At 46.1% G+C, this 17,500-nt stretch carries 18 protein-coding genes; 9 read left to right on the plus strand and 9 right to left on the minus strand.

The features are described from left to right. Position 1: 1 nt before the first annotated feature. Positions 2-886: a metal ABC transporter solute-binding protein, Zn/Mn family gene (locus C9J01_RS02555; RefSeq protein WP_107296529.1), complete on the plus strand. Its 885-nt coding sequence runs from the start codon at positions 2-4 to the stop codon at positions 884-886. A gap of 102 nt (positions 887-988) precedes the next feature. Here C9J01_RS02555 and C9J01_RS02560 read toward each other — a convergent pair whose 3' ends face one another. After that, the gene (locus C9J01_RS02560) at positions 989-2,074 is read right to left on the minus strand and encodes a hypothetical protein (protein ID WP_107296530.1); all 1,086 of its coding nucleotides are present in this window, start codon (positions 2,072-2,074) and stop codon (positions 989-991) included. Positions 2,075-2,390: 316 nt separating this feature from the next. Here C9J01_RS02560 and C9J01_RS02565 point away from each other — a divergent pair, with 316 nt between their 5' ends. Continuing rightward, the gene (locus tag C9J01_RS02565) at positions 2,391-2,672 is read left to right on the plus strand and encodes a hypothetical protein (RefSeq protein WP_107296531.1); all 282 of its coding nucleotides are present in this window, start codon (positions 2,391-2,393) and stop codon (positions 2,670-2,672) included. Positions 2,673-2,764: 92 nt separating this feature from the next. Here C9J01_RS02565 and C9J01_RS02570 read toward each other — a convergent pair whose 3' ends face one another. Genes C9J01_RS02570 through C9J01_RS02590 form a run of 5 tightly spaced genes read right to left on the minus strand, consistent with a single transcriptional unit; the run spans position 2,765 to position 7,753 of the window. Continuing rightward, the gene (locus tag C9J01_RS02570; protein ID WP_107296532.1) at positions 2,765-3,694 is read right to left on the minus strand and encodes a hydroxymethylglutaryl-CoA lyase; all 930 of its coding nucleotides are present in this window, start codon (positions 3,692-3,694) and stop codon (positions 2,765-2,767) included. Then, positions 3,687-4,520, minus strand: coding sequence for an enoyl-CoA hydratase-related protein (locus C9J01_RS02575; RefSeq protein WP_419686432.1), 834 nt, complete (start codon positions 4,518-4,520; stop codon positions 3,687-3,689). Before C9J01_RS02575 ends, C9J01_RS02570 begins: the two co-directional genes overlap by 8 nt. 37 nt (positions 4,521-4,557) lie before the next feature. Then, on the minus strand, positions 4,558-6,162 hold the full coding sequence (locus tag C9J01_RS02580; RefSeq protein WP_107296534.1) for a carboxyl transferase domain-containing protein: 1,605 nt from the start codon (positions 6,160-6,162) through the stop codon (positions 4,558-4,560). Positions 6,163-6,171: 9 nt separating this feature from the next. Further along, positions 6,172-7,341 carry an isovaleryl-CoA dehydrogenase gene (locus C9J01_RS02585; RefSeq protein ID WP_107296535.1) on the minus strand — a complete coding sequence of 390 codons (1,170 nt, stop codon included), beginning with the start codon at positions 7,339-7,341 and terminating at the stop codon, positions 6,172-6,174. Positions 7,342-7,372: 31 nt separating this feature from the next. Continuing rightward, entirely contained in the window at positions 7,373-7,753 is a 381-nt protein-coding gene (locus C9J01_RS02590; protein WP_107296536.1) for a MerR family transcriptional regulator, read from the minus strand. A 149-nt stretch (positions 7,754-7,902) separates the two neighbouring features. Between C9J01_RS02590 and C9J01_RS02595 the strand changes: the two genes are divergently transcribed. The 7 genes from C9J01_RS02595 to C9J01_RS02625 are packed head-to-tail and all read left to right on the plus strand — an operon-like array spanning position 7,903 to position 15,545. Further along, positions 7,903-9,105, plus strand: coding sequence for a thiolase family protein (locus C9J01_RS02595; RefSeq protein ID WP_107296537.1), 1,203 nt, complete (start codon positions 7,903-7,905; stop codon positions 9,103-9,105). Between the two features lie 13 nt (positions 9,106-9,118). Beyond that, a complete protein-coding gene (locus C9J01_RS02600) occupies positions 9,119-10,627 on the plus strand; it encodes a CoA-acylating methylmalonate-semialdehyde dehydrogenase (protein ID WP_107296538.1) in 1,509 nt (502 codons plus the stop codon). 20 nt (positions 10,628-10,647) lie between these two features. After that, complete coding sequence (locus tag C9J01_RS02605; RefSeq protein WP_107296539.1) at positions 10,648-11,808, plus strand: acyl-CoA dehydrogenase family protein; 1,161 nt, start codon at positions 10,648-10,650, stop codon at positions 11,806-11,808. Between the two features lie 24 nt (positions 11,809-11,832). Next, positions 11,833-12,627 (plus strand): enoyl-CoA hydratase, encoded by a 795-nt coding sequence (locus C9J01_RS02610; RefSeq protein WP_107296540.1) that lies wholly within the window; start codon positions 11,833-11,835, stop codon positions 12,625-12,627. A 34-nt stretch (positions 12,628-12,661) separates the two neighbouring features. Then, positions 12,662-13,831 (plus strand): enoyl-CoA hydratase/isomerase family protein, encoded by a 1,170-nt coding sequence (locus C9J01_RS02615; RefSeq protein WP_107296541.1) that lies wholly within the window; start codon positions 12,662-12,664, stop codon positions 13,829-13,831. 8 nt (positions 13,832-13,839) lie between these two features. Then, positions 13,840-14,745, plus strand: coding sequence for a 3-hydroxyisobutyrate dehydrogenase (gene mmsB / locus C9J01_RS02620; RefSeq protein ID WP_107296542.1), 906 nt, complete (start codon positions 13,840-13,842; stop codon positions 14,743-14,745). A gap of 41 nt (positions 14,746-14,786) precedes the next feature. Further along, positions 14,787-15,545: an SDR family oxidoreductase gene (locus C9J01_RS02625; protein ID WP_107296543.1), complete on the plus strand. Its 759-nt coding sequence runs from the start codon at positions 14,787-14,789 to the stop codon at positions 15,543-15,545. Positions 15,546-15,569: 24 nt separating this feature from the next. Here C9J01_RS02625 and C9J01_RS02630 read toward each other — a convergent pair whose 3' ends face one another. The 3 genes from C9J01_RS02630 to C9J01_RS02640 form a co-directional block, all read right to left on the minus strand. After that, positions 15,570-15,677: a 3-ketoacyl-ACP reductase gene (locus C9J01_RS02630; protein ID WP_107297397.1), complete on the minus strand. Its 108-nt coding sequence runs from the start codon at positions 15,675-15,677 to the stop codon at positions 15,570-15,572. Between the two features lie 132 nt (positions 15,678-15,809). Next, positions 15,810-16,337: an NUDIX hydrolase gene (locus C9J01_RS02635; RefSeq protein WP_107296544.1), complete on the minus strand. Its 528-nt coding sequence runs from the start codon at positions 16,335-16,337 to the stop codon at positions 15,810-15,812. A 44-nt stretch (positions 16,338-16,381) separates the two neighbouring features. Continuing rightward, positions 16,382-17,470, minus strand: coding sequence for a GGDEF domain-containing protein (locus C9J01_RS02640; protein WP_237156845.1), 1,089 nt, complete (start codon positions 17,468-17,470; stop codon positions 16,382-16,384). Between the last annotated feature and the right edge of the window lie 30 nt (positions 17,471-17,500).

A 17,500-nucleotide genomic window follows, 5' to 3' on the forward strand; every position in this document is an offset into this window, starting at 1 on the left:
AATGAATAAAAAGGCGATGAAAGTCATTCGTGTGCTTGGCGTTTGTTCTGTTATGTTGACAGCGACCATTGTAGAAGCAAAAGATATCCTGACCGCGACGCCTGTGACATATATGGTTTCGTCCGAATTGACCAAGCGAACGGGGTTATCCACTCAATATCTGCCGCCAAAGCGTTATGGAATGATGCGTTTACCCAACTGGTTTACCAGTAAAGGGGCAGAAAGTACGGCTCAACTAGCGGCAGAGGCCACTGCGGTGGTGACTATTGGTGCGGTGTGGCCTCAGGATCCTTTGTATGTGCATGCACGGAAAGGAAACATCAGGATTATTGAGATTGATGCCTCTCAGTCCATTTCACCAAGAGCCCAGGGTGTCGCTGCACTTCGGTTAGATAACGGTATGATATCACCGTTTACATGGCTAAACCCTTCCAACCTGACTCGTATGGTTGCGATTGTCAGCCAGGACTTGCAGCAACTATGGCCCGAGCATGCTACCAAGATTGCCGAGAATCAGCAGCAATTAATGGTTGCCATCCGTGCATTGACTAATAGGCAACAGACTAGCTTGTTTGAAGCCGAAGTAGACTCTGTGATTCTGATGTCACAAGAGTTGGAAGATTTTGCTGCAGGAAACCAACTGTTTGTTGTGGGGCGTTATACCAAGCCTGAATTAGATTGGAGTCAGCAAGATAAACAAGACTTGTTTGCGACATTGAAGGCCGAACCTAATGTTTGGATTCTAACGACGCGAAAACTGAGTAAATCTCTGCAAGAACAATTACCTAATCCGAATAGAGTAATGATCATCGATCCTATCGACAGGTGGGGCAAAAATGGCATTGATTCTTCTGACCCATTATCTCGGTGGGAAATAAAAATATAACGATATTAACGGCCCGAAATTTTTGTTTCGGGCCTACTTAAATAGCCAATAGCCAATAGCCAATAGCCAATAGCCAATAGCCAATAGCCAATAGCCATTAATCTAATTCGTCGGTAAAGGAATAGACCTCATTAGCCTATCTATTCCTCGGTTGGCAGTGAAAAACAATTCTAATTCAACCATGATGCCGGGGTTAGCTTTGTACTGAAACTCATGCTGGAAATCGAGTTCAGGGGTAACCGTCATATATAACCAATTGCTATACAGACGATGGGTCCAAGCAACTTCTAACCACGAGTTTGTTATGGAGTAATTTGGTGTTGAGTCCGCACTGATACCAATTGAATACCTCAACAAATTATCACTGTTAATCCTATCGAAAATCTCTGCTTGCTGGACGAATTCCCAGTTGTCGTCATCATCTAAATATTGAGCGCTTGAGCCCAACTTTAAAATGGTTGTTGGATCTTCAGGTAATGAAAAATAGAAGTCTAGTTCGGTCAGCGCACCTGGACCTCTGGATTCGAAATAAAATATTTCCTGTTTGATACGGCTAGTCCAAGTATGGCTGAGCTTATCGACACGCCTTAAATCGGCACGTGCAAATGGGTCGAGAGGAAGCTTAATTTTTAAACCTAGGTCAAGGTTAGTTTTCCATTTACCCAATTGTTGCCCCTGCAGGCGAAACCCACCTAAAGCGCCAGACAAGCCGTCATCTGAACGGTTACTGATACCACGCTGCTTATCTTCTAGTCGGTCAAAGTCTGAGGGGTCTGTATCGAGAATAATCTTCCAGTTTTTCTCAGTATGGGGAAGATCTATCTTGAGCTTTACACTGGCGTCAGGGTCAAAATACTCCCTGTGGGTATAACGGCCTTTGAGTTTGATTTTAAGATAGCTGTTATTGAGCATAGGCAGTTCATCATCGTCTTTTGAGATAAAGTGATCGATGGATGAGCTGTAGTCGTGCACTGAGTCAGAGATAAAATCCTGTGTGTCGTCTACCCAATCCACAAAGGTTTCTTCATCATTAAGGTCAGAATGTATTCTGTCGTAATGAATATCATAGGCCTCTTCTTTTACTTCACCAGCAAGGAGATAACACGGAGTGAGTAAAATGACGCAAGAGATAGCCATAAAGGATAGGGGCTTGCGCATGTAATCAAAGAGATTTGAATACTGCCACATCCCATTTCTCCCATAACTACATGACGAATATGAACTTATTTATATTGTTAAGTATAGACTGCAGAGTAATTGATTACATACTTTGAGTGTTGATTTATTAAAATGAGATCTAATTCTAAAAAATAAAAACAAAATAACCTGTAGGTTATATATGTAGGCTGTTCGATTGAGCTGAAATTTATATAAAACATAAGTTTAGTATAGAGAATATTTTGTTACACATGATTTTCCTATTGATGAATAAATTAAACATCTTCAGCTACACTTTAGGTGTCTAGATTGATCAACACCTCTGGCTAATAATTTGGAGAAGCTGATGGATAGTGTCGATGTTGAAGGGATCAAAAGGGATGTGTCACATAAAGTTGTTGATATCTTTGAATCATTTGAGGAGGACAATAACCGCTTACCCACAATGGAAGAGTTCAGGCAGCTATTTAACAATGAAGCAGATCAGTACATTGGCCCTAGTGAAACGTTGAGGGTTAAACCTGGCAGCGTGTTGCATGACAAGTTACAGGAGCGGGAGCAAAAGCTCTGGCGAGCGGTTAACGAACTCGAAGCAGAACAACGATTTCTTCGCTCTGAAACTTATTAGCAAAGTGAGTTGGCTCTAAAGGGTAGGAATGTTGCTTATGGTGAGTTAGTGGTAATTATCTTTTCACGGGTAGTTACCACTTTTTTTCTTTATTACTGCAGCCTTTTCGCTCGTAAAGCCTGTGAGACATTTGAGCGAGGGCTAATGTTCAGTGCATCGCTAATCATCCAGCCCGCTAATGCTATTTTTTCTAGTTCTAAGCCAGTTTCGATCCCGAGTTGTTGGCAAAGATAGACAACATCTTCAGTCGCCACATTGCCACTTGCCCCTGGTGCGTAAGGACATCCCCCCAAGCCTGCAACGCTGGCATCGATAGTACGAATTCCCATCGACAGGGCTTGATAGATATTAGGTAGGGCTTGGCCCCAAGTATTATGAAAGTGGACCGCTATCTGGTTGCTGGGGATATGGTTCTGAATTGTCTCTATAAGCTTGGCTACTTTTAGTGGGGTGCCTGTGCCGATAGTATCGCCCAATGACACTTCATAGCAGCCCATATCAATTAGTGTCCTTGCAACCTCCAAAACCTGAGTTGTATCTGTCGATCCATCATAAGGGCAGTCTATAACGCAGGATAAGTAGCCTCTCACGGGTATATTGTGGAGTTGCGCTAAAGCCATAACGGGCTCAAAACGTTTGAGACTTTCTGCAATCGAACAATTAATATTGTGCTGGCTAAATCCTTCTGATGCTGAACCAAAAATAGCAACCTCATCGGCCTGAGCACTAAGAGCCATTTCAAACCCCTGAATATTGGGGGTGAGTGCCGAGTAGGTAATATTATCCTGTCGTTCTATGGCTCGCATGACATTCAGAGAATCTGCCATTTGCGGTACTCGCTTGGCTGAGACAAACGAACCCGCTTCTATGTGTTTGAGCCCTGATAGGGAAAGTAAGTTGATGAAGTCCACTTTGGTCTGTGTCGGTAAGGAGGACTCGTTTTGCAGACCATCACGAGCACCCACTTCAAAGAGAGTGACTCTATCTGGAAAGTCGCTTGAACAATCGGGCCGTTTAATCATGAGGGGATATCCAGTTAGGCTTACGCTTTTGCAAAAAAGCCGATAATCCTTCTTGCCCTTCAGGCGAGACCCTCAGTTCAGCAATAATCTTAGAAGTCTGTTGTCTCATAGAATCATCCAAGAAAGTAGATTCACAAAGGTGACAAAGCGCCTTAGCTTCCCTGACGGCGTTGGGACTATTGCGAGAAATTTGTTTAAGGAGTTCCTCTAGGCATGGGTTTAATGCCTGAGGTGTCAAAACGAGTTTATGGACAATATTTAGCTCTTTTGCTTGATAAGCATTAATGAGCTCTGCTGTTAGCATGTAACGTCTTGCATGCCGCTGGCCCATTGCACGACACACATAAGGACCAATTGTCGCGGGTACTAAGCCAAGTTTTACTTCACTAAGACAAAACGTTGTCTCTTTGCTGGCAATAGCGATATCACAACAACATATCAATCCAAGAGCTCCGCCAAACGCAGCCCCCTGTACTAAGGCAATGGTGGGTATGGATAATGTATCTAATTGGTGTAATAGCTCGGCAAGGTTTTCTGCATCTTTGATGTTTTCTTCCATGCTGAATTCGGCAAGAGACTGCATCCAGTTGAGATCAGCCCCTGCACTAAAGTGTGTCCCATTGGCTCGTAATACAAGTGCTCTGGCATCTTTGTCTTGTTTTAACTGGTTGAGAAGCGTTAACAAATGCTCAATGATATGGCTGTCGAAGGCATTTTTCTTTTCAGGCCGATTTAAGGTAATAGTGGCGATACCGTTTTCATCAAGATGAAACAGTAAATCCTGCTGTTGGGTGTTGGGACTAGTGCTTGAGCTATTACTGATAATTTGATTCATAAACTTGCCTCGCACTTCATTTATAGCCCTACATTCTGAAGATACCAAAAGTACTTTCACCTATCGGTGCTCTTTGGCTTGCATGCAGTGCCATACCGACAACATGACGTGTATCTCTCGGGTCAATAATGCCATCATCCCAAAGTCTGGCACTGGCATAATAGGGAGAGCCTTGCTGCTCATAGAGCTCGCGAATAGGCTGCTTGAATGCTTCCTCTTCTTTGCGAGTCCAATGCTCACCTTGTCGTTGTTTGTTATCCCGGTTAACTTGCGCTAATACGCCTGCCGCTTGTTCACCGCCCATTACCGATATTCGCGCATTTGGCCACATCCACATCATAGTCGGGCTATACGCCCGCCCACACATTCCGTAGTTTCCAGCACCATAGGAGCCACCGATAATGACGGTGAATTTCGGGACATCAGCACATGCGACCGCCATGACCATTTTAGCGCCGTGCTTAGCAATGCCTTCGGATTCACATTTCTTGCCAACCATAAATCCGGTGATGTTTTGCAAAAATAACAGTGGGACCTTTCGCTTGCAGCATAACTCGATGAAATGTGCACCTTTCTGGGCGGACTCTGAAAATAGGATACCGTTATTGGCTACGATCCCGACTTTCTGACCGTAGATGCTGGCAAACCCACAGACCAAAGTTGTTCCATACAGGGCCTTGAATTCATCGAAAGCTGAGTCATCGACAACTCGGGCGATAACCTCTCTGATGTTAAATGGCGTGCGTAAATCAGTGCCGACGATCCCGAACATTTCGTCTGCGGGATAACGGGGAGCGGGTGCCGTCTGATCTAATACAGAAAATGATGAAAGGGCACAGCTTTCAATGGCTTGTCTTGCCAGTTCTAGTGCATGTTGTTCATCATTGGCAAAGTAGTCTGCAACACCTGATGTCTTGCAGTGTACATAAGCCCCACCGAGCTCCTCGGCGGTAACGACTTCCCCCGTGGCCGCTTTGACCAGTGGCGGGCCGGCAAGGAAAATAGTGCCTTGTTCTTTGATGATGATAGAGACATCGGCCATTGCAGGGACATAAGCCCCGCCTGCAGTACAGGAGCCCATCACTACCGCTATTTGTGGAATGCCTTTCGCGGACATTCTGGCTTGGTTATAGAAGATACGGCCAAAATGATCACGGTCGGGGAAGACATCGGCTTGGTGGGGAAGGTTAGCCCCGCCTGAGTCGACAAGGTAGATGCAAGGTAGGTGGCAACGTTCGGCTATCTCTTGGGCTCGGAGGTGTTTCTTCACTGTCAGTGGGTAGTAAGTTCCTCCTTTTACCGAAGGATCATTGGCGACCACCATGCATTCAATACCTTCAATGCGTCCAATGCCAGCGACAACGCCCGCACAGGGAATAGGTTCAGAATAGACATCCCACGCTGCAAATTGACCGACTTCCAGAAATTCACTGTCGGCATCCAGCAGTGATTTAATCCGAGACCTTACGGGCTGTTTACCTTTTTCTTGTTGTTTTTTGTGTGCGTTGGCACCCCCGCCAAGTTTTATGGCTTCAATGTTTGTCTTCAGTTTATCGACAACTTCGGCCATGTTTTTGTAGTTGTTAGCGAAAAAAGTATCATCTCGATTGACTGTCGACTTAATTATTGCCATTTCCTTTCCTTATTTGGATTCCTCAAAAAGCTCACGTCCTATCAGCATTCTGCGTATCTCTGAGGTGCCGGCCCCAATTTCGTAGAGCTTGGCATCACGCAGCAGGCGGCCTGCTGGAAACTCATTGATGTAGCCGTTCCCGCCAAGTAGTTGGATGGTGTCTAACGCAAGTTGGGTGGCCAACTCAGCCGCATATAAAATGACACCGGCAGCATCTTTGCGGGTCGCTTCACCGCGATCACAAGCTTTAGCAACGGTATAGACATAGGCGCGAGCAGCATTGGTGCGGGTATACATGTCAGCGACTTTGGCTTGGACTAACTGGAACTCACCGATCGAACGGCCAAACTGCTTTCTGTCGTGTACATAAGGGAGAACAAGGTCCATACAGGCCCGCATAATCCCAAGCGGACCGGCAGCGAGCACGACTCGCTCGTAATCCAACCCACTCATTAGGACTTGCACGCCTTTGTTGATTTCGCCGAGTAAGTTTTCTTCCGGGACAATGCAGTCATTGAAAACTAACTCACAGGTGTTAGAGCCCCGCATACCGAGTTTGTCGAGCTTTTGGGCATGGCTAAACCCGGGGAGTTGTTTCTCTATGATAAAGGCCGAAATACCGTGTGAACCTTTATCAGGTTCGGTTTTGGCATAGACAACAACCGTATCAGCATCGGGACCATTGGTGATCCACATTTTGCTACCATTGAGAACGAAATGATCATCTTTGTACTCAGCCCGAAGCTGCATACTTACCACATCAGAGCCTGCATTAGGTTCGCTCATTGCAAGTGCGCCGATATGCTCACCACTGATTAGTTTTGGCAGGTACTTGGCTTTTTGCTCGCCGGTACCATGACGGAATATCTGATTGACGCAAAGGTTGGAGTGGGCGCCATAGCTAAGCCCGACAGAAGCTGAGGCGCGGCTGATTTCTTCCATCGCAATAACATGGGCAAGGTAACCCATATCAGCACCGCCATATTCCTCACTCACGGTAACACCCAGCAAACCCATTTCACCCATTAACGGCCAGAGGTGATTGGGAAACTGATTGTCTTTATCTATATCTGTGGCAAGAGGGAGGATAGCGTGTTCTGCAAAGCCATTAACTTGCTCACGGAGCATGTCAATGGTCTCACCTAGGCCATAATTTAAAGGGGTGAAGCTATCTTTCATAAGCGCTCCAGTTATTGAGTCTTGGCTCGTATTACTTGCCTGTGGATTGGGACTTCAATGCTTGGTGGCATCTGTCTTTGGCAATTTGCAATTCGGTCATCACGACATTGATATCTTCGAGTTGTCGTTGGAGGGCAGCTTGTTTGGTATCAATGATAATAAGCATTTTGTTGAGCTGTGATGAGCTTTGATTAGTATCGTATAAATCAAACAGCTCCCTTATTTCTGCTAAGGAAAACCCCAATCTTTTGCCGCGCAAAATGAGCTTGAGCCGTATTTTGTCTCGGCGTTGGTAAACCCGTGTACTGCCTTGTCGTTGGGGTTGAAGTAATCCCACATCTTCATAGAAACGGATGCTTCTGGTGGTGATGTCAAATTCTCTGGCTAACTCGCTTATTTTGAACGTTTCCACCTTGCTTTGCCCCCAATGTTAGGTAATGGCTTCACAGCTGCAATGTGTATTAGATTTGTTTCTTAACGTTTACGTAAATGTTAGTGCTATGCTTACGTAAACGTCAAGAAATCGCCTGCAGAGATAAAGCACACCAAGAGGGCTTTGTTATGAGTAAGGAAGTGTGGGTCATCGCCGCAAACCGTACACCGATTGGTAGTTTTCAAGGAGAGCTATCGTCACTAAGTGCTTCCGAGCTGGGTAGTGTCGCCATTAAAGGCGCGTTACAGCATTCCGGTCTTTCGGCAGAAATGATTGATGAAGTATTAATGGGTCATGTGTTGCTCGCCGGTTGTGGTCAGGCGCCAGCAAGACAAGCAGCGATAAAAGCGGGTATCCCCGAAAATATCGGCTGTACCACCATCAACAAGGTGTGTGGCTCTGGAATGAAAAGCGTGATGTTGGCCCATGATGCAATTTTGGTTGGGACCAATCAAACCGTTGTAGCGGGTGGTATGGAGAGTATGAGTAATGCCCCATACCTACAAAGCAAAATCCGCTCAGGTTTACGTTTGGGCCACAGTACCTTGCATGACCATATGTTCCTCGATGGTTTGCAAGATGCCTATGAAGGGGATTTGATGGGGGTCTACGCCCAGAAAATTGCCGATGAGCGTCATTACACCCGCCAGAGTATGGACAAATGGGCGGTGAAATCTGTTGAGAGAGCTTTGATTGCCCAAGAGCAAGGATGGTTTGAAAGTGAAATCATCCCTGTAAAGGTAGAGAACCCGAGGGGGGATGTTGTCGTTAGCCGTGACGAACATCCGAACGAAATTAACCTGACCAAGTTACCAGTATTACGCCCTGCCTTTGCTGAAGGAGGGACTGTCACTGCGGGTAACTCCAGCTCTATTTCCGATGGTGCTGCTGCACTTATCCTGATGGATGGCGACCTTGCAAGGCAACAAGGGCATAATCCTTTAGCTGTTATTACGGCCCATGCCAGCCATGCTCGAACGCCATCTGAATTTACAATCGCACCTGTGTACGCCATCCGTCAGTTACTGGATAAATTAGCATGGTCGCCAGAACAGGTAGATAGCTGGGAATTAAATGAAGCCTTTGCGGTTGTGACTCAAATCGCTACCAAAGAATTAGGCATTGACCCAGAGCGTGTTAACCCTGATGGCGGAGCATGTGCATTAGGGCATCCTATTGGTGCGAGCGGGGCAAGAATTATCGTGACTTTAATCCACCGCTTGAACCGTTTGCACAAAAGCATTGGGCGACCGGTACGAGGGGTTGCTTCCTGCTGTATTGGTGGCGGAGAGGCGACGGCCATAGCGATTGAGGTTGGAAATACTCAATAAGTGAGGAGCAGATATGAGCGATGCAAATCTAATTTCTCCTGTTCCGCTGTATATCAACGGAGAATTCATCAATTCGTCTTCCAGCCAATGGATTGAGGTGACGGACCCTGCGACAAATGACGTTATCGCCAATGTCCCGTGTTCTACTGAGTCTGAACTAGAGTCTGCGATTGCTAGTGCAGGTGAAACCTTCGAGCAATGGAAGGAAGTGCCCGTTCCTGAACGTGCCCGTTTAATGTTGTCATATCAACAGCTATTGAAAGTTCACCATGATGAGTTAGCGACGCTTCTCTCCAGTGAAACCGGGAAAAATTTTGCTGATGCCAAGGGGGATGTCTGGCGGGGTATTGAGGTGGTTGAACAAGCGGCCAATATTGCTAGCTTAATGATGGGAGAAACGGTTGAAAATGTGGCTAGTGACATAGATAGCTATTCACTGATTCAACCCCTTGGGGTGTGCTGCGGCATAACCCCGTTTAATTTTCCTGCCATGATCCCGTTATGGATGTTTCCGATGGCGATTGCAGCGGGTAACACCTTTGTTCTAAAACCCTCCGAGCAGGTCCCATTAACAGCAATACGACTCGCAGAATTGTTTGAGCAAGCAGGTGCGCCTAAAGGGGTACTGCAAATCGTTCATGGCAGCAAAGAACAAGTTGATTATCTGCTAGCACATCCAGATATTCGCACTATTTCGTTTGTTGGCTCAGTGCCTGTGGCGAAGCATATCTATCAAACTGGGACGCATCATCTCAAACGGGTTCAAGCTTTTGCTGGCGCGAAAAACCATATGGTGGTCATGCCGGATGCCAATATGGAACAGGTAGTTAACCACCTCGTTGGCTCTTCGGTAGGGGCTGCAGGACAGCGCTGTATGGCAATATCTGTCGCTGTGCTGGTGGGCAATGCCATTGATGTTATCCCAGATCTTAAAGCCGCGATGCGAAAAGTGAAGCCCGGCCCATCCAATGACAATCAGGCGGCGTATGGTCCGTTGATCAGCCCAGCGGCTAAAGCGCGTGTGATCAATCTTATAGAGCAAGGCAAGCAGCAAGGCGCCATCTGTGAAGTTGATGGTTCTCACTGTCAGGTTGAAGGATACCCAGACGGTAACTGGTTAGGGCCAACCTTGTTTAGTGGTGTGTCGACGGAGATGGCGATTTATCAGCAGGAGATTTTCGGGCCTGTTCTGGTTTGCATCTCAGTGGCAACCCTTGATGAGGCCATTAACCTGATTAACAACAACCCTTATGGTAACGGCACCTCTATATTTACAGCCTGTGGGGCGGCAGCGAGGAAATTCCAACATCGTATCCAAGTGGGTCAAGTCGGAATCAACGTGCCTATTCCTGTGCCACTTCCTTTCTTTTCATTTACAGGATGGCGAGGCAGTTTTTATGGTGATTTGCACGCTTATGGCAAACAAGCGGTAAGGTTTTATACCGAAACAAAAACAGTCACAGCCCGATGGTTTGATGAAGATATTCCGGACGGGCCAAATATGACCATACACCTTCGCTAAGCTTTTAATAAGGAGCTGATATGGATTTCTCTTTGACAGAAGACCAACGCGCCTTTGCTGATGCTGCGAGCCAGTTTTCGCAAGATAAGTTAGCCCCAAATGCAGCCTTGTGGGATGAAAAGCAAATTTTCCCTAAAGACATTCTGAAAGATGCTGGAGAAATGGGTTTTTTAAGCCTGTATGTTCCGGAAGAACATGGTGGATTAGGGCTTCCACGGTTGGATGCATCCATCATCTTTGAGCAATTGGCGATGGGGTGCACATCAACCACTGCCTACATGACTATCCACAATATGGTGTCATGGATGATAGCCAGTTTTGCCACGGACGATGTCAAGCAAGAGTATTGCCCACAATTGGTTACAGGTGAAAGTCTGGGTTCATACTGCTTAACGGAAGCTAATGCAGGATCCGATGCGGCTTCGTTGACAACGACAGCAACCAAGCAAGGTGGAGAGTATGTGCTCAAAGGATCGAAGGCATTTATCTCCGGCGCAGGTGATACCGATGTACTGGTTGTAATGGCAAGGACTGATACAAACCAAAAGGGCGCATCAGGTGTTTCTGCATTTGTTGTTCCTGCTGATGCTAAAGGGATCAGTTTTGGGCGTAAGGAGCCCAAGATGGGTTGGAATAGCCAACCGACCAGAGCCGTAACATTTGACGATGTTCGAATACCCGCTAGCCATTTACTTGGTAATGAAGGGGATGGCTTTAAGTTTGCGATGAAAGGGCTGGATGGCGGCCGGATCAATATTGCGACGTGTTCAATAGGCACTGCCCAACAGGCGTTAGAACAAGCCATCCAGTATGTTGGAGAACGAAAGCAGTTTGGCCAAAAACTGGGTGATTTTCAGTCCGTACAGTTCAAACTGGCAGATATGGCAACCGAGTTAGTAGCAGCTAGGCAGTTGGTCCGATATGCAGCTTATCAATTGGATCAAAAAGCGCCAGAGGCGACAGCGTACTGTGCAATGGCCAAGCGGTTTGCAACAGACATCGGGTTTAAAATTTGTGACCAAGCTTTGCAGCTATATGGTGGCTATGGCTACATCAAGGAATATCCGCTAGAGCGCTACTTCCGTGATGTTAGGGTCCATCAAATCCTTGAAGGGACCAATGAAATAATGCGGCTTATCATTGCCCGTCGGGTACTCAGCGAAGGTTGTCGACTTCTTTAACTGCTCAACAAGAGGGTATACCTCATGTCAGATAATGTTAATTCAGGTAATGCCATAGACGTTGAAATACGTGGACACACCGCTGTGCTAACCATGAATAACCCGCCAGCTAATACCTGGACTCAAGAGAGTCTCAATCTTCTCAGGGATACTGTGCTTAAACTCAATGACGACAAGACAGTATATGCATTGGTAATTACCGGGCAAGGTGAGAAGTTTTTTTCGGCAGGTGCGGATTTAAACTTATTTGCTGATGGCGATAAAGCGGTTGCCTTAGGGATGGCGCAAGCTTTCGGAGAGGCTTTTGAGACCCTTAGCCAATTTCGTGGGGTATCAATTGCAGCCATTAACGGTTACGCCATGGGAGGTGGCTTAGAAGTCGCTTTGGCTTGTGATATCCGTATTGCCGAGGCGCATGCCAGTTTGGCATTACCCGAGGCAAAGGTAGGCTTGCTTCCTTGCGCAGGCGGGACACAAAACCTAACTTGGTTGGTTGGGGAAGGTTGGGCAAAACGGATTATTCTTTGCGGTGAGCGAGTGACAGCGTCACAGGCTGTAGAGATTGGACTTGTTGAACAAGTTGTAGCATCGGGTCAGGCGCTCGACTGTGCGATACAAATGGCAAGTGATGTAGCAAACCAATCTCCATCGTCTGTTGCTGCATGCAAAGCGCTAATTCAAAACTGCCGCCACTCACCTTTGACTCATGGCTTAGTGAAAGAGCGTGAGCTGTTTATGAAGTTATTTGACACTGAAGATCAAACTGAAGGGGTGCAAGCCTTTTTACAAAAGCGAAAGCCTGAGTGGAAGAACCGTTAACGATAAGCGGCTTGAATAATGTAAGGGGAATATGATGTCAGGTACGGTGAATATCAGCGAACTTGATTGCGGTGGTGGGCTCAAGTTTGGTGTCGCTGAATTAGATAATCCAGCGTCGTTAAATGCACTTAGTTATGACATGTTGGTCGAGCTTAATGAAGCCCTGCGGCATTGGCAGGATGATCATAATATTGTCGGTGTCGTTATCTATGGTGCGGGAGAGAAAGCCTTCTGTGCTGGTGGTGATGTCAGGGCAATGTACCATGTTATGCATGAAGCGAAGTCTTCAGAACACCCAGACAGTAAATTCCATGCTATCGGCTATTTGACCGATTACTTCACCATTGAGTATCAAACGGATTATCTCATTCATACATACGGTAAGCCGGTAATTGTGTGGGGGCAGGGTATCGTGATGGGGGGCGGCATTGGATTATATATCGGTGCTAGCCACAGGATTACCACTCCGACGACAAAACTGGCAATGCCAGAAATAAGTATTGGTTTATACCCTGATGTTGGTGGCACTTGGTTTCTCAACCATCTGCCACAAGGTGTTGGCTTATTTCTGGGGTTAACCGGGGCAACGGTCAATGCCACCGATGCGCTTGCTTTATCCTTGGCTGAGCATATCTTACTGCCTGAGCAGAAAGCAGCATTTTTCGAAAGCCTGCAAAAAATGAACTGGGACGATGTGGAGCCCCATCAAGGTGTGACGCAATTGCTTGAACGGTTCGGTAAGGAGGCGATGTATACGCATCCGAATAATAAACTAATACCGTTTTTACCCGCAATACAAGCTGCTTGCCAATACGGTTCTTTGCCGGAAATCTATAACCAAATTCAAGCCATGGCTGAACCTGTTGATGAAGAAGAAGGAAAGTGGCTGAGAAGGGCAAAACAGACCTTAAAAGAAGGTAGCCCCATAACCGCTCATATCTGTTATCGCCAGCTTAATCAATTTCACTACGAATCGTTAGCCGATTGTTTCAGGCTCGAACTGACATTATCCGTTCGTTGTGGAGAGTTGGGGGAATTCTATGAGGGTGTTAAATCACGGCTCATTGAAAAGACGAACCAACCCAATTGGTTATTCCCTGATATAGACAGCGTTGACTCCACTGTGATTGATACGCTGTTCACCCCACTATGGGCGGATAATGAACACCCGCTATATCGTCTGGGGCTTGCTGATTCACCCTAAGGAGCTTAATCATGAATATTGCTTTTATTGGCCTTGGCAATATGGGCCACCCAATGGTGCTGAATTTGCTCAAGGCCGGTTGTCAGGTATCAGTGTTCGATATCAATACAGCGGCGGCTGAATCATTGAGATCAGAAGGGGCGGCAGTTGCCAACTCCATGGAAGAGTGTGTCAAAGGGGCAGATACGGTGATGACTATGCTGCCTGCTGGTGAGCATGTCAGAGCAGTTTACCTCGGTGATCATGACGGTGGAATAGGCTTACTTCGAATGGTTGATGAGGGTACCTTTCTGATAGATTCATCAACTATCGATCCCGCATCTGCCCGGCTAGTGGCTCAAGAAGCCCATACAAAAGGGTTCGAGTTTGTTGATGCACCTGTCTCTGGCGGTGTCGCTGGCGCGCAAGCAGGTACACTGACCTTTATCGTTGGTGGTACTGAAGATGGCTTTAAGCAGGCTCAAGCGGTACTGCAATACGTCGGTAAGAACATCTTCCATGCCGGTAAAGCGGGTGATGGCCAAATGGCAAAGATCTGTAACAACTTGATGTTAGGGATCTTGATGTCTGGTACTTGCGAAGCATTGAGCTTAGGCATGGATAATGGGTTAGATCCCAAAGTGTTATCTGAAATAATGCTTCAAAGCTCTGGACGTAACTGGGCCCTTGAGCTTTACAACCCATGCCCGGGTATCATGGAAAAAGCCCCCGCTTCGAATCAGTATCAACCAGGCTTTATGGCTAAATTAATGCTCAAAGATTTGGGTTTGGGCTTGGAAGCCGCTACCAGCAGTCAATCACCCATCCCGATGGGGACGTTAGCCCGCAATCTATATGCATTCCATAACGCGGAAGGCAATGAATTGAAAGACTTCTCTAGTTTGTTTGAGTTTTATCGCAAGCAATCGAAATAATAATAGCTCTGCAGCGATTAGAAATATTGTTGGGGGATAATATGGATTTGAAGAACAGTGTTATTGCTATTACAGGTGCTGGGCAGGGCCTGGGGCAAATGATGGCGATTAGCTTAGCTCAGGCCGGAGCTGAACTTGCTTTGATTGATATGAATGAGGAAGGGCTGCATGATACTAAACAGCAGTGCCAGATGCTCAGTGCCAAGACGTTAACCTACCTAGCGGATGTGACCCATGAACAGCAAGTTGTTGCGGTATTTGAAAATATCATGGAGGATTTTGGTCAGCTTAATGGTCTAGTCAACAATGCAGGCGTGCTTAGGGATGGGTTACTGGTCAAAGCCAAGGATGACATCATCGAAAAAATGTCTCTAGAACAGTTTTCGACTGTTATGGATGTGAATGTTACTGGGACATTTTTGTGTGGTAGGGAGGCCGCTGCCAATATGGTCAAAGCGGGTAACTCTGGTGCAATCGTTAATATTTCCAGTGTCGCAAGGGCAGGGAACATAGGGCAAACCAACTATGCAGCTTCCAAAGCGGCGGTTGCTACCATGGCGGTCTGCTGGGCAAAAGAGCTCGCTCGGTATGGGATTAGAGCTGCAGCTATCGCGCCCGGGGTCGTAGAAACAGCAATGGCTACACAGTTAAAACCTGAAGCCATAGAAAGGCTCAAGTCTATGATACCGGTTGGTCGGATGGGGGAGGCGAGTGAGATAGCCCACGCCGTAAAATACATCTTTGAAAACGATTATTTCACTGGGCGTGTTCTAGAAATTGATGGTGGTATGCGGATGTAGTGGCCTTACATAGCTGCTTGGTGCTTAAGGGCCATAAAAGAACACGAACAAAGCCATGCCGCCGCCAATAACGAACATAAGCATTGCAACAATTGAAGCGAACTTATTGAGTAGTGAAAAGAGTTTATCCATGGCTGAAATCATCATAAAAGTGTCGTTGGCAGCAAGATGCCACAGCTAGCAGTAAATTGCGATAGCACACTCTAATTAGTAATGTTTAATTACAATTCACTAAGTGGTGGCAACAGGCTTTAGAGTGCCAACTTAATCGGAAGTTGGCAAAAGACCCATGGCTTGCATCTTGAGGAAAGCGGCTAATGTTTTGGCATCTTTTATCTCATTTTCTGCGACTTTGCTGAGAAATTCAGTAGGTGTCATTTTGACCACTTCAATAACTTCATCTTCATCACATTGCGCTTGGCAAGGTTTTAGCAGTGAAGCTAAGAATAAATACTGTACTTCGTCACAGAAACCGGGAACAGGGAAAAGCTCGCCAAGGTTATGCCAATGGCGGGCACTCAGTTGAGTTTCTTCAGCCAGCTCACGTTGAGCACAGCCCAAAATATCTTCATTACTCTCCAACGTGCCGGCAGGAAACTCCAGTATCCAATCTTTGATAGCTGGACGATACTGCTTCAGCATGATTAAGTTTCCAGATTCATCAATAGGGACGATAATCACCGCTCCGGGGTGCTTAACAGTGGTAAATTCAATTTCCCGTCCATCAGGTAAAGTGTGCTGAGACTGTTCAACAGAGAAACATTTCCATTGGCAAAGGGTTTGTGTTGTCATCATTTACTACCCGTTTTGTATGTGTTTCTAGCGTAAGGGCTTTATCAGCTGATCGCAATTTGATCTTTGCCCCAGTTTTTCGCTCTCAATAGGGCACTGTCAGCTTTTATGTAGTCGAGGCTGAAATTTTGGTACTCAACTAACGTTAGGCCAATGCTGACAGTTACTGATATTTGCTTTCCATTTTCCAATTCTAGCTGCCATTGTTTAATCTCTTGTATGAGTTTCAAGGCAATGGTTTCAGCTTCTGTCTGTGAGGTATCAGGTAAGAGTAGGCAAAACTCACCATTTCCCATACGTGCCAAACTATCCGCAGGCCTCAATTGTTGTTTTAAAAATTGAGATACCATTATCAAGATTTGATCGCCGGTATCCAACCCATACCTATCATTAATGTCTTTAAGCCCATCAATATCAACCAGGATCAGCGAAAGGTCCTTTAGATAACGGTTACAACGATATGCTTGAAAAAGATATTGCTCCTCAAGGCCTTTACGATTCAACAAGCCAGTGAGAAAGTCTTTCTTCGCCGTCACTTTCACCTTATTTATCGCTTCGTTGCGGTGTTGAGCCAGTAAGTAAGCCATAACAAGAACCATGGCGTATGCACTGATATTTTGTAGTGCTTCATTAATTTGTAGGTGCTTTTGAATGTACTCATCAGCGCTCATTACAACGTAGTACATGCCAAAAAGTAAGCTATACCAACAAGCATACTGGTGTCTTAGGGTAAAGAAGCACAACAAAGGGATGGTAAGCGCAATGGTATTGTTCAGGAGGTTATGACCATCAGTATAAAAACCATAAATGCAATTTGTGGTGGTATAGATGATAAACACCCAAATCAATAAACGTGGGCTTTCAATGCGTTTGTTGAGTGTGGCAAGGAAATGACACAGTAAGGCACCTAACAGGGCTTGGCTTGTAAGCCATAGGGAATTTGTCGCAACGAAATAAGAAAAGGAAATGATTAGAAAAATGATACCGGCGACGGGAAAGAGGATAGACAACTGCCTTTTTAGCGTTTCCTTGCTAAGTTCGATATAGGCGTGATTATCAGATTGTAATTGGTGGCTCTTGAAAACCATAGTCATGGCAAAGGTCATCCCTTGGTAAAGCGAAAATCCAGTCAATACGCAACCATGCGCAAAGACTGGATTAGC

The sequence above is a fragment of the Photobacterium rosenbergii genome (assembly GCF_003026455.1).
Lineage (GTDB): Bacteria > Pseudomonadota > Gammaproteobacteria > Enterobacterales > Vibrionaceae > Photobacterium > Photobacterium rosenbergii.